Source organism: Streptomyces sp. NPDC052043 (assembly GCF_044548235.1).
Lineage (GTDB): Bacteria > Actinomycetota > Actinomycetes > Streptomycetales > Streptomycetaceae > Streptomyces.
The window spans coordinates 616,821-629,475 of sequence record NZ_JBIUBT010000001.1; the positions used below are offsets into that span (position 1 = coordinate 616,821).

The window sequence follows — 12,655 nt, forward strand, 5'->3', positions numbered from 1 at the left end:
CTTGTGATCGCCCTCTCCCTCGCCGAGATCGCAGCAGTCGTCGGCGGGCAGACGCACGACATACCGGATCCGTCCGTGAAGGTCACCGGGCCGGTGGTCCGGGACTCCCGCGAGGTGGTGCCCGGCAGCCTCTTCGTCGCCTTCGTCGGCGAGCGCGTGGACGGCCACGACTTCGCCGCGGCCGTCGTCGAAGCGGGAGCGGCCGCCGTGCTGGCGTCCCGCCCCGTCGGCGTGCCCGCGATCGTCGTCGAGGACGTGCAGTCCGCGCTCGGCGCGCTCGCCCGCCACGTCGTCGAACGGCTGGGCGCGACCCTGGTCGCCCTCACCGGCTCCGCGGGCAAGACCAGCACCAAGGACCTCGTCGCCCAGGTGCTGGGGCGCAAGGCGCCGACCGTGTTCACGCCCGGCTCCCTCAACAACGAGATCGGGCTGCCGCTGACCGCGCTGAGCGCCACCGAGGAGACGAGGTTCCTCGTGCTGGAGATGGGCGCCCGCGGTATCGGTCACATCCGGTACCTGGCCGGACTGACCCCGCCGAAGGTCGGCCTGGTGCTCAACGTCGGCACCGCCCACATCGGCGAGTTCGGCGGCCGTGAGCAGATCGCCCAGGCGAAGGGCGAGCTGGTGGAGAGCCTGCCCGCGGCCGAGGACGGCGGAACCGCGATCCTCAACGCGGACGATCCACTGGTACGGGCCATGGCCTCCCGTACGAAGGCGAAGGTGCTCCTTTTCGGAGAGTCCGGCGAAGCGGACGTACGCGCCGAGAACGTGAGACTCACGGACAGCGGGCAGCCTGCCTTCAGGCTTCACACACCCTCCGGTGCAAGCGATGTGACGATGCGCCTGTACGGTGAGCATCACGTGTCGAACGCGCTCGCCGCGGCCGCCGTCGCCCATGAGCTGGGCATGTCCGCAACTGAGATCGCGACCGCGCTCTCCGAGGCGGGCTCCCTCTCCCGCTGGCGGATGGAGGTCACCGAGCGCCCGGACGGCGTGACGGTCGTCAACGACGCCTACAACGCCAACCCCGAGTCCATGCGGGCCGCGCTGCGCGCGCTCGTGGCCATGGGCGGGGGACGGCGGACCTGGGCGGTGCTCGGTGAGATGGCCGAGCTCGGGGACGAGGCGCTCGCCGAGCACGACGCGGTCGGACGGCTCGCCGTTCGGCTCAACGTCAGCAAGCTCGTCGCGGTCGGGGGCAGGGAAGCGTCCTGGCTGCAACTGGGCGCATATAACGAGGGTTCGTGGGGTGAGGAGTCGGTGCACGTGTCCGACGCACAGGCGGCGATCGACCTGTTGCGCAGCGAGTTGCGCCCAGGGGACGTCGTCCTCGTGAAGGCGTCCCGTTCGGTCGGCCTCGAGAGCGTCGCCCAGGCGTTGCTCGAGACCGGTGCCGAGGGTGAGGTCGCAGCCCGATGATGAAGCAGATCCTGTTCGCGGGAGTCATTGGCCTCTTCCTGACGCTGGTCGGCACCCCGTTGCTGATCAAGCTGCTGGCCCGCAAGGGCTACGGCCAGTACATCCGCGACGACGGCCCGCGCGAGCACGCCAGCAAGCGCGGTACGCCGACCATGGGTGGCATCGCCTTCATCCTGGCCACGGTCGCCGCGTACTTCCTGTCCAAGGTGATCACCGGTTACACCCCGACCTACTCGGGTCTGCTGGTGCTCGGCCTGATGGTCGGCATGGGCCTGGTCGGCTTCCTCGACGACTACATCAAGATCGTCAAGCGCCGTTCGCTGGGTCTGCGGGCCAAGGCGAAGATGGCCGGCCAGCTGATCGTCGGCATCGCCTTCGCGGTGCTCGCGCTGCAGTTCTCCGACAACCGCGGCAACACCCCCGCCTCCACGAAGCTGTCGTTCATCACCGACTTCGGCTGGACGATCGGCCCCGTGCTGTTCGTGATCTGGGCGCTGTTCATGATCCTCGCGATGTCGAACGGCGTGAACCTCACCGACGGTCTGGACGGTCTGGCCACCGGCGCCTCCGTGCTCGTCTTCGGCGCCTACACCTTCATCGGCGTGTGGCAGTTCCAGGAGTCCTGCGCCAACGCGATGACGCTGACCAACCCCAACGCCTGCTACGAGGTGCGCGACCCGCTCGACCTCGCGGTCGTGGCCTCCGCGCTGATGGGCGCCTGCCTCGGCTTCCTGTGGTGGAACACCTCGCCGGCCAAGATCTTCATGGGCGACACCGGTTCGCTCGCGCTCGGCGGTGTGCTCGCGGGCCTGGCGATCTGCTCCCGCACCGAGCTGCTGCTCGCGCTGCTCGGCGGCCTGTTCGTGCTCATCACCATGTCGGTGGTCATCCAGGTCGGCTCCTTCCGGCTCACCGGGAAGCGGGTCTTCCGGATGGCGCCGCTCCAGCACCACTTCGAACTCAAAGGCTGGTCCGAAGTGCTTGTCGTGGTCCGTTTCTGGATCATTCAGGGCATTTGTGTGATTGTCGGACTGGGCCTCTTCTACGCGGGATGGGCAGCGGACAAGTGACCGACTGGCAGGGTAAGAACGTCACCGTCGCGGGACTCGGCGTCTCCGGAGTCCCGGCGGCCAGGGTCCTGCACGGTCTCGGCGCGCACGTCACCGTCGTCAACGACGGCGACGACGAGCGCGCCCGGACCCAGGCGGCCGAGCTGGAGGCGCTCGGTGTCACCGTGCGCCTCGGTGACGGGGACACCCTGCCCAAGGGCACCGAGCTGATCGTCACCGCGCCCGGCTGGCGGCCGGACAAGCCGCTCTTCCGCGCCGCCGGACAGGCCGGCGTACCCGTCTGGGGCGACGTCGAACTCGCCTGGCGGCTGCGCGGCCGGGACGGTGGAAAAGCAGCCCCGTGGCTCGCCGTGACCGGCACCAACGGCAAGACCACCACCGTGCAGATGCTCGCCGCCATCCTCGAGGCGGCGGGCCTGCGCACCGCGGCCGTCGGCAACATCGGCGTCTCCCTTCTCGATGCCGTCCTCGGCGAGGAGCGCTACGACGTCCTCGCGGTGGAGCTGTCGAGCTACCAGCTGCACTGGGCGCCCTCGCTGCGCGCCCACTCCGCCGCCGTCCTCAACCTCGCCCCCGACCACCTCGACTGGCACGGCTCCATGGAGGCCTACGCCGCCGACAAGGGCCGTATCTACGAGGGCAATCGCGTCGCCTGCGTCTACAACGCCGCCGACAAGGCCACCGAGGACCTGGTGCGCGAGGCGGACGTCGAGGAGGGCTGCCGCGCCGTCGGGTTCACGCTCGGCACGCCCGGCCCCTCCCAACTCGGCGTCGTGGACGGCATCCTGGTCGACCGCGCCTTCGTCGAGAACCGGCAGGAGAACGCCCAGGAGCTGGCCGAGGTCTCCGACGTCACCCCTCCCGCCCCGCACAACATCGCCAACGCCCTCGCCGCGGCGGCCCTGGCGCGCGCCTTCGGCGTTCCGGCGCAGGCCGTCCGGGACGGCCTGCGGGCCTTCACCCCGGACGCCCACCGCATCGCGCACGTGGCCGACGTGGACGGTGTCGCCTACGTCGACGACTCCAAGGCCACCAACACCCACGCGGCGCAGGCCTCGTTGGCGGCGTACGAGTCGATCGTGTGGATCGCGGGCGGTCTGGCCAAGGGCGCCACCTTCGACGAGCTCGTCGCGAGCGCGGCGAAGCGGCTGCGCGGCGCCGTCCTCATCGGAGCCGATCGCGCGCTCATCCGTGACGCCCTCGCGCGACACGCCCCGGAAGTACCCGTCGTCGACCTCGACCGGACCGACACTGGGGCGATGCTCCAGGCCGTCCAGGAGGCGCGGCGGCTCGCACGGCCCGGCGACACGGTCCTGCTGGCCCCGGCCTGTGCCTCCATGGACATGTTCGCCAACTACAACAGGCGCGGCGAGGCGTTCGCGGAGGCCGCATCCGGACTCGGCGCCTGATCCCGGCCGCCCCCGCTGCCGGGCGACCTCGGGAGGGAGGCGTGGGACCCGTGAGCCGATCCGGACCTGCGCGGCCGACGTACAGCGGAGGACCCGATGCCCGGTAGCCCCGGCAGCAGCCGTACCGGCCGGCCGCCCGTCCAGCGGACCGTCAAGCGCCCGACGGCCGACCCGGCCCCCGGCCAGGTCTCCGTGGCGGGCCTGCTCGTGCGCGCGCGCCGGGCCTGGGACCGGCCGCTGACCGCCTACTACCTGATCCTCGGCGGCAGCCTGCTGCTCACCGTGCTGGGTCTGGTGATGGTCTACTCGGCCTCCCAGATCACCGCGTTGCAGAAGGCGCTGCCGGGCTCGTTCTTCTTCCGCAAACAGCTGCTCGCGGCCGTGATCGGCACCGGGCTGCTGCTGCTCGCCGCCCGGATGCCGGTCAGGCTGCACCGGGCGCTGGCCTACCCGATCCTGGCGGGCGCGGTGGCCCTGATGGCGCTGGTGCAGGTGCCGGGGATAGGGGTGGCGGTCAACGGCAACCAGAACTGGATCTCCCTGGGCGGCTCCTTCCAGATCCAGCCCAGCGAGATCGGCAAGCTGGCGCTGGTGCTGTGGGGCGCCGACCTGGTCGCGCGCAAACAGGACAAGCGTTTGCTGTCCCAGTGGAAGCACATGCTGGTGCCGCTCGTCCCGGTCGCCTTCATGCTGCTCGGGCTGATCATGCTCGGCGGCGACATGGGCACCGCGATCATCCTCACCGCGATCCTGTTCGGCCTGTTGTGGCTGGCGGGCGCGCCCACCCGGCTCTTCGTGGGGGTGCTGTCGTTCGCCTGCGTGATCGGCTTCCTGTTCATCCAGATGAGCCCCAACCGCCTCGGCCGGTTCGCCTGCGTCGGCTCCAGCGACGCGAACAAGTGCTGGCAGGCGGTGCACGGCATCTACGCCCTGGCCTCCGGCGGGGTATTCGGTTCCGGACTGGGTGCCAGCGTGGAGAAATGGGGCCAACTCCCCGAAGCCCACACCGACTTCATCTTCGCCGTCACCGGTGAGGAGCTGGGCCTGGCGGGGACGCTGTCGGTGCTCGCCCTGTTCGCCGCTCTAGGCTATGCGGGCATCCGCGTGGCCGGACGCACGGAGGACCCCTTCGTGAGATACGCCGCGGGAGGCGTGACCACCTGGATCACCGTGCAGGCGGTGATCAACATCGGTGCGGTGCTCGGCCTGCTGCCGATCGCCGGCGTCCCGCTCCCGCTGTTCTCCTACGGAGGATCCGCCCTGCTGCCGACCATGTTCGCCATCGGGCTGCTGATCGCGTTCGCGCGGGACGAGCCCGCTGCGCGGGCTGCGCTTGCCATGCGGCAACCTCGCTTTGGTAGAAAGCGGGCAGGAGGCTTGGCGCCGGGCCGGGGATCCGACCGCGGATCCGGTCGCGAGCCTCGGAGATGGAACACGATGCGACGGCGTGCCTCGGCGGCGCGTCCGTCCGGAGAGCGGTGAATTTCGGTGCATGTCGTACTCGCCGGCGGAGGTACCGCGGGCCACATCGAGCCCGCGCTCGCCCTCGCGGACGCCCTGCGCAGGCAGGACCCGACCGTGGGGATCACGGCCCTGGGCACGGAGCGCGGCCTGGAGACCCGGCTCGTGCCCGAGCGGGGCTACGAGCTCGCGCTCATCCCGGCGGTGCCGCTGCCACGCAAGCCCACCCCCGAGCTGATCACCGTCCCGGGCCGGCTGCGCGGCACGATCAAGGCGGCCGAGCAGGTCATGGAGCGCACCAAGGCGGACGCCGTGGTCGGGTTCGGCGGCTACGTCGCCCTGCCCGGCTACCTGGCCGCCAAGCGGCTCGGTGTGCCCATCGTCATCCACGAGGCCAACGCCCGCCCGGGCCTGGCCAACAAGATCGGTTCGCGGTACGCCGCACAGGTCGCCGTCTCCACGCCCGACAGCAAGCTGCGCGGTGCCCGGTACATCGGCATTCCGCTGCGCCGCGCCATCGCCACCCTGGACCGGGCGGCCGTGCGCCCCGAGGCCCGTGCGGCGTTCGGGCTCGACCCGAACCTGCCCACGCTGCTGGTCTCCGGCGGCTCCCAGGGCGCCCGCCGGCTCAACGAGGTGGTCCAGCAGGTCGCGCCCTGGCTCCAGCAGGCGGGCATCCAGATCCTGCACGTAGTCGGTCCGAAGAACGAACTGCCCCAGGTTCAGCAGATGCCGGGAATGCCGCCCTATATCCCGGTAAGTTACCTTGACCGGATGGACCTCGCGTACGCCGCGGCCGACATGATGCTCTGCCGCGCCGGCGCGATGACCGTCGCCGAACTCTCCGCCGTCGGGCTCCCGGCCGCCTACGTTCCGCTGCCCATCGGCAACGGCGAACAGCGGCTGAACGCCCAGCCGGTGGTCAAGGCCGGCGGCGGCCTGCTGGTCGACGACGCGGAACTCACTCCCGAGTGGGTGCAGCAGAACGTCCTGCCCGTGCTCGCCGATCCGCACCGGCTGTACCAGATGTCCCGCGCCGCCGGGGAGTTCGGTCGCCGGGACGCCGACGAGCTGCTCGTCGGCATGGTGTACGAGGCCATCGCCTCGCACCGTTAGGACCGTAGGCACGAAAGGGCTTGAGAGCGTGGCCGGACCGACGACCGTGGAACGCGGTGAACGCCAGCAGGAGTCGTCGTCCGGCCCGCCACTGGTCCACCGGCTGAGACGGCTGCGCCCTCGTACGATCGTCATCCTTTCGCTGGCTCTGCTGTGTCTCGGCGCCGGTTCCCTGTGGGTCCTGTACGGCTCGCAGTGGGCGCGCGTGGAGCACGTATCCGTCTCCGGTACCGACGTCCTGACGCCCGATCAGGTGCGCGCGGCCGCCGGAGTGCGGCTCGGAACGCAGCTGATTTCCGTCGACACCGATGCGGTCGAGGCTCGGCTGCGTCATGAATTGCCCCGAATTGACTCGGTTGACGTGGTGCGCTCATGGCCGCACGGAATCGGGTTGAAAGTGGTCGAGCGCACTCCGGTCATGGTGGAGGAAAAGGGCGGAAAGTTCGTCGAAGTGGACGCGAAGGGTGTCCGGTTCGCCACGGTTTCCCAGGCGCCGAAAGGCGTGCCCCTGCTGGAATTGTCGCTTTCCCGCTCCAGTGCGGCCGCCGCGAGTCTGCGGCGCTTCGGAGAGGCCCGGCTCGTGCGTGAGGCGGTTGCGGTCGCGGGCCGGATTCCCGCCGCGGTCGCCCGGGAGACCCGGACCGTCAAGGTCCGTACCTACGACGACATCTCACTGGAGTTGAGCAGGGGCCGCACCGTCGCCTGGGGCAGCAGCGAGGACGGCCGACTGAAGGCCCGCACCCTGACCGCGCTGATGAAAGCGGCGCCCGGCGCGCGGCACTTCGACGTCCGGGTTCCCACCGCTCCTGCGTCATCGGGGAGTTGACGCACATCAGCGCAGGCCAACACCCTGGTTGAGTGCGGCTACGGCTGATCACATAGGGTGAAAAGAAAAACGGGAGGTTCGGCGTGTTCGTTGAACGGGCGCCACTTGTCGACTTAGTGTCCTGTTCCGAAGACTTCAAGGAACAGACACACTGGTAACCCTAAACTTCAGGGTTAGGGTTCGGGTCGGCGTTCGGACCGTCCCATTCGGCATCAGTCGTCGGGTCGCGGCAGGACCGCGAGGCGGCGACACGTAACTCGAGGCGAGAGGCCTTCGACGTGGCAGCACCGCAGAACTACCTCGCAGTCATCAAAGTCATCGGTGTCGGCGGCGGTGGTGTCAATGCCATCAACCGGATGATCGAGGTCGGTCTCAAGGGCGTCGAGTTCATCGCCATCAACACCGACGCGCAGGCGCTGTTGATGAGCGACGCCGACGTCAAGCTCGATGTCGGCCGCGAACTCACACGCGGGCTCGGCGCCGGGGCCAACCCGGCCGTCGGCCGCAAGGCCGCCGAGGATCACCGTGAGGAGATCGAGGAGGTCCTCAAGGGGGCCGACATGGTCTTCGTGACGGCCGGTGAGGGCGGCGGCACCGGTACCGGCGGCGCGCCTGTCGTGGCCAATATCGCGCGCTCGCTGGGTGCCCTCACCATCGGTGTGGTCACGCGCCCGTTCACCTTCGAGGGGCGGCGCCGCGCGAACCAGGCCGAGGACGGCATCGCCGAGCTCCGCGAAGAGGTCGACACCCTTATCGTCATCCCCAACGACCGGCTGCTGTCCATCTCGGACCGCCAGGTCAGCGTGCTCGACGCGTTCAAGTCCGCGGACCAGGTGCTGCTGTCCGGTGTGCAGGGCATCACCGACCTGATCACCACCCCCGGCCTGATCAACCTGGACTTCGCCGACGTCAAGTCGGTCATGTCCGAGGCCGGCTCGGCGCTCATGGGCATCGGCTCGGCCCGCGGTGACGACCGCGCGGTGGCCGCGGCCGAGATGGCGATCTCCTCCCCGCTCCTCGAGGCCTCCATCGACGGCGCCCGGGGCGTGCTCCTGTCCATCTCCGGCGGCTCCGACCTCGGTCTGTTCGAGATCAACGAGGCCGCCCAGCTGGTCAGTGAGGCCGCGCACCCCGAGGCCAACATCATCTTCGGCGCGGTCATCGACGACGCCCTCGGCGACGAGGTCAGGGTCACCGTGATCGCGGCCGGCTTCGACGGCGGCCAGCCGCCGGCCCGCCGGGACAACGTCCTCGGCTCGGCCTCCACCCCGCCCGCGGCCCGCCGCGAGGAGCCGGCCCCGGTGCGGCAGTCGGAGAGCCGCCCGACCTTCGGCTCGCTCGGCAGCGTGACGCCGAAGGAGGAGCAGGAGCCCGTCGCACCCGAGCCGGTGCAGGACCTGCCGCCCGTCGCCCCGCCCGTCACCCCGTCGCCGCGCAGCTACTCCGACAGCGCGGCCGAGGAACTGGACGTCCCGGACTTCCTCAAGTGATAGGTCTGCACGACACCGCGAGCGGCGCGCACTTCGCCTTCACCGACCGGTGGGGCGGGGTGAGCGCCGTTCCGTTCGAGGAGCTCAATCTCGGCGGCGCGGTCGGCGACGACCCCGGCGCGGTACGCGCCAACCGTGAACGGGCCGCCGCGTCGCTCGGACTCGATCCGGAGCGGGTGGTCTGGATGAACCAGGTGCACGGCAACGACATCGCCGAGGTCGACGGGCCGTGGGCCACGCGGCGCATCCCGGCGGTCGACGGTCTGGTGACCGCGACCCGCGGACTCGCCCTGGCCGTGCTCACCGCCGACTGCGTTCCGGTACTGCTCGCCGACCCGGTGGCCGAAGTGGTCGCCGCGGTCCACGCCGGGCGGCCCGGCATGGTCAAGGGGGTCGTCCCGGCCGCGGTCGAGGCGATGGAGTCGCTCGGCGCCCGGCCCGACCGCATCACCGCCCGCACCGGACCCGCCGTGTGCGGCCGGTGCTACGAGGTGCCGGAGGACCTGCGCGCCGAGGTGGCCGCCGTGGAGCCGGCGGCGCACTCCGAGACGAGTTGGGGCACACCGGCCGTCGATGTGAGCGCCGGCGTGCACGCGCAACTCGAACGTCTCGGGGTGCACGACCGGGAGCAGTCCCCGGTGTGCACACGGGAGTCGGATGATCACTTCTCGTACCGCCGCGACCGCACCACGGGTCGGCTCGCGGGCTATGTCTGGCTGGACTGATGGGGCATGACGGACCGTAGGAACGAACTCGCCGGAAACCTGGCGAAGGTGGAGCGGCGCATCGCCGCCGCGTGCGCGGCCGCGGGCCGGGCGCGGGAGGAGGTGACCCTCATCGTGGTCACCAAGACGTACCCGGCCGCGGATGTGCGGACGCTGTCGGAACTCGGTGTGCGGCACACCGCCGAGAACCGGGACCAGGAGGCGGCGCCCAAGGCCGCCGAGTGTGCGGACCTGCCTCTGACATGGCATTTTGTTGGTCAACTTCAAACCAATAAAGTGCGATCCGTGGTCGGATACGCCGATGTCGTCCAGTCGGTCGACCGTTCCCGGCTCGTCACCGCGCTCTCCAGGGAGGCCGTGCAGGCCGAGCGCGAGATCGGCTGCCTCATCCAGGTGGCGCTGGACGCGGGGGAGAACGGACGCGGCGAACGGGGAGGCGTGGGGCCCGGCGGAATCGAAGAGTTGGCCGACCTCGTCGCCCGCTCCGAGGGACTTCGGCTCGACGGGCTGATGACCGTCGCCCCGCTGACCGGGGAGTACGCCGGTCGGCAACAGGCCGCGTTCGAGCGCCTCATGGATTTGTCGACCGGCCTGCGCGCGGCCCATCCGGCTGCCACCATGGTTTCGGCAGGGATGAGTGGGGACCTCGAACAGGCCGTGGCCGCCGGAGCGACACATGTGCGCGTCGGCAGCGCGGTACTCGGAGTCCGCCCCAGGCTCGGGTAACGTCGCCAAGAAGTCGGACCACAGCAGAAAATATGGTCAATATCGCCCAACGGGGCGCAACGACCTCGTGGATCGCAGGCACTTGGCGGTCGTCAGCGGATCCACCACAGAGCGGAGGACTCAGAGCATGGCCGGCGCGATGCGCAAGATGGCGGTCTACCTCGGCCTCGTGGAGGACGATGGGTACGACGGCCGGGGATTCGACCCCGATGACGACTTCGAACCCGAGCTGGACCCGGAACCCGAGCGGGACCGTCGACGGCACGATCCGCCGCACCAGTCGCATGGAACGCATCAGCCCCAAAGGGATGAAGCGGTGCGAGTGGTGCAGCCTCCGGCGCCCCGCGAACCGGTGTCGCATTCCGCTTCGCTCCCGGCGGAATCCGGGCGGCCGGCGCGCATCGCGCCCGTGGCGTCCATCACACAAGACCGTGCAAGCCTGGAGAAGAACGCACCGGTGATCATGCCCAAGGTCGTGTCGGAACGAGAGCCGTACCGGATCACCACCCTTCACCCCCGGACCTACAACGAGGCCCGTACCATCGGGGAACACTTCCGTGAGGGCACCCCGGTGATCATGAATCTGACGGAGATGGATGACACAGATGCGAAGCGACTTGTCGACTTTGCCGCCGGTTTGGTGTTTGGTCTTCACGGCAGTATCGAGCGGGTGACGCAGAAGGTGTTCCTGTTGTCGCCTGCTAACGTCGATGTCACGGCGGAGGACAAGGCCCGCATCGCAGAGGGCGGGTTCTTCAACCAGAGCTGAGACGCACCACCGAAGAACTGGCACGGAACAGGGGAGAGGGAAGCACCGATCATGCGTGTGGCCATGGAGGTTCTCTACATCGCGCTGATGGTGTTCCTCATCGTGCTGATCTTTCGGTTGGTCATGGACTATGTGTTCCAGTTCGCCCGCTCGTGGCAACCCGGCAAGGCGATGGTGGTCGTTCTGGAGGCCACCTACACTGTCACCGATCCACCGCTGAAGCTTCTGCGGCGGTTCATCCCGCCGCTGCGTCTCGGGGGCGTGGCGCTCGACCTGTCCTTCTTCGTACTGATGATCATCGTCTACATCCTGATCTCCGTGGTGGGGAACCTCGCGAGGTGACTGTGGACGATACGGTCTTGCCGACTGCCGATGACTACGTTGAGGTGAAGAGATGCCGTTGACCCCCGAGGACGTGCGGAACAAGCAGTTCACGACCGTCCGCCTCCGAGAAGGCTATGACGAGGACGAGGTCGATGCCTTCCTCGACGAGGTCGAAGCCGAGCTGACCCGACTACTCCGCGAGAACGAGGACCTGCGCGCCAAGCTGGCCGCGGCCACGCGTGCTGCTGCCCAGAACCAGCAGAACATGCGCAAGCCTCCGGAGGACCAGCAGCAACCACCTCATCCTCAGCAGCAGGGCATGCGAGGACCGGGCGCTCCGGTGCCCGCCGGGATATCGGGCCCGCCGCAGCAGCAGATGGGCGGCCCCATGGGTGGCCCGCCCCAGCTGCCCAGCGGTGCCCCGCAGCTGCCTGCCGGCCCGGGCGGTCAGGGTCCCCAGGGTCCCGGCCCCGGCCCCGGCCAGATGGGCCAGGGCCCCATGGGTCAGGGTCCGATGGGCCAGGGTCCGATGCAGGGTCAGGGTCCGATGGGCCAGGGTCCGATGCAGGGTCAGGGTCCGATGCAGGGTCAGATGGGTCCCGGTCCGATGGGCGGCCCCGGTCCCATGGGCGGCCCCGGCCCGATGGGTCAGGGTCCCGGTGGCGACAGCGCCGCGCGCGTCCTGTCGTTGGCCCAGCAGACCGCCGACCAGGCGATCGCCGAGGCGCGGTCCGAGGCCAACAAGATCGTCGGCGAGGCGCGTTCGCGTGCCGAGGGTCTGGAGCGTGACGCCCGTGCCAAGGCCGACGCCCTGGAGCGGGACGCGCAGGAGAAGCACCGCGTCGCGATGGGCTCCCTGGAGTCCGCCCGCGCCACGCTGGAGCGCAAGGTCGAGGACCTGCGCGGCTTCGAGCGCGAGTACCGCACGCGCCTGAAGTCGTACCTGGAGTCGCAGCTGCGCCAGCTGGAGACCCAGGCGGACGACTCCCTCGCCCCGCCGCGCACTCCTGCGGCCCCGTCCCTCCCGCCGTCCCCGGCGCCCTCCATGGCCCCGGCCGGCGCGAGCGCCCCGTCGTACGGCGGCGGCCAGCCGATGGGCGGTGCGCCCGGCCCGGCCGGTCCGTCCTACGGTGGTCAGCAGCAGATGGCCCCGGCGATGACCCAGCCGATGGCCCCGGTGCGTCCGCAGGGTCCGGCCCCGATGGGTCAGGCGCCCTCGCCGATGCGCGGCTTCCTGATCGACGAGGACGACAACTGAGGGAACCCTGAAGGGTTCTGGTGACTAGGCGTCGGCAGCCTGAGAGAACGGCCCCAGAGGGA

General features: G+C 70.0%; 12 protein-coding genes. All 12 read left to right on the plus strand.

All coding sequences use genetic code 11. From position 1 onward, the window contains the following. Positions 1 to 3: 3 nt before the first annotated feature. A complete protein-coding gene (gene murF, locus ACIHCX_RS02720; RefSeq protein WP_400025894.1) occupies positions 4 to 1,419 on the plus strand; it encodes a UDP-N-acetylmuramoyl-tripeptide--D-alanyl-D-alanine ligase in 1,416 nt (471 codons plus the stop codon). Beyond that, positions 1,419 to 2,489, plus strand: coding sequence for a phospho-N-acetylmuramoyl-pentapeptide-transferase (gene mraY, locus ACIHCX_RS02725; RefSeq protein WP_390827628.1), 1,071 nt, complete (start codon positions 1,419 to 1,421; stop codon positions 2,487 to 2,489). The genes murF and mraY overlap by 1 nt, the downstream gene beginning before the upstream one ends. Next, positions 2,471 to 3,898 (plus strand): UDP-N-acetylmuramoyl-L-alanine--D-glutamate ligase, encoded by a 1,428-nt coding sequence (gene murD / locus ACIHCX_RS02730; RefSeq protein WP_400025895.1) that lies wholly within the window; start codon positions 2,471 to 2,473, stop codon positions 3,896 to 3,898. The genes mraY and murD overlap by 19 nt, the downstream gene beginning before the upstream one ends. A gap of 96 nt (positions 3,899 to 3,994) precedes the next feature. Continuing rightward, complete coding sequence (gene ftsW, locus ACIHCX_RS02735; RefSeq protein ID WP_400025897.1) at positions 3,995 to 5,380, plus strand: putative lipid II flippase FtsW; 1,386 nt, start codon at positions 3,995 to 3,997, stop codon at positions 5,378 to 5,380. A gap of 6 nt (positions 5,381 to 5,386) precedes the next feature. Next, on the plus strand, positions 5,387 to 6,475 hold the full coding sequence (gene murG, locus ACIHCX_RS02740; RefSeq protein ID WP_400025899.1) for an undecaprenyldiphospho-muramoylpentapeptide beta-N-acetylglucosaminyltransferase: 1,089 nt from the start codon (positions 5,387 to 5,389) through the stop codon (positions 6,473 to 6,475). Positions 6,476 to 6,503: 28 nt separating this feature from the next. Further along, positions 6,504 to 7,301, plus strand: a complete 798-nt coding sequence (locus tag ACIHCX_RS02745) for a cell division protein FtsQ/DivIB (protein ID WP_400025901.1) — start codon at positions 6,504 to 6,506, stop codon at positions 7,299 to 7,301. A gap of 278 nt (positions 7,302 to 7,579) precedes the next feature. Next, on the plus strand, positions 7,580 to 8,791 hold the full coding sequence (gene ftsZ, locus ACIHCX_RS02750) for a cell division protein FtsZ (RefSeq protein ID WP_400025902.1): 1,212 nt from the start codon (positions 7,580 to 7,582) through the stop codon (positions 8,789 to 8,791). Next, complete coding sequence (gene pgeF, locus ACIHCX_RS02755; RefSeq protein WP_400025904.1) at positions 8,788 to 9,516, plus strand: peptidoglycan editing factor PgeF; 729 nt, start codon at positions 8,788 to 8,790, stop codon at positions 9,514 to 9,516. The genes ftsZ and pgeF overlap by 4 nt, the downstream gene beginning before the upstream one ends. Positions 9,517 to 9,522: 6 nt before the next feature. Then, complete coding sequence (locus ACIHCX_RS02760) at positions 9,523 to 10,242, plus strand: YggS family pyridoxal phosphate-dependent enzyme (protein ID WP_400025905.1); 720 nt, start codon at positions 9,523 to 9,525, stop codon at positions 10,240 to 10,242. Positions 10,243 to 10,369: 127 nt separating this feature from the next. Continuing rightward, positions 10,370 to 11,011 (plus strand): cell division protein SepF, encoded by a 642-nt coding sequence (locus ACIHCX_RS02765; protein ID WP_400025907.1) that lies wholly within the window; start codon positions 10,370 to 10,372, stop codon positions 11,009 to 11,011. Positions 11,012 to 11,062: 51 nt separating this feature from the next. Then, positions 11,063 to 11,353: a YggT family protein gene (locus tag ACIHCX_RS02770; RefSeq protein ID WP_141361753.1), complete on the plus strand. Its 291-nt coding sequence runs from the start codon at positions 11,063 to 11,065 to the stop codon at positions 11,351 to 11,353. Positions 11,354 to 11,405: 52 nt separating this feature from the next. Then, positions 11,406 to 12,593, plus strand: coding sequence for a DivIVA domain-containing protein (locus ACIHCX_RS02775; protein ID WP_400025908.1), 1,188 nt, complete (start codon positions 11,406 to 11,408; stop codon positions 12,591 to 12,593). Positions 12,594 to 12,655 lie beyond the last annotated feature (62 nt).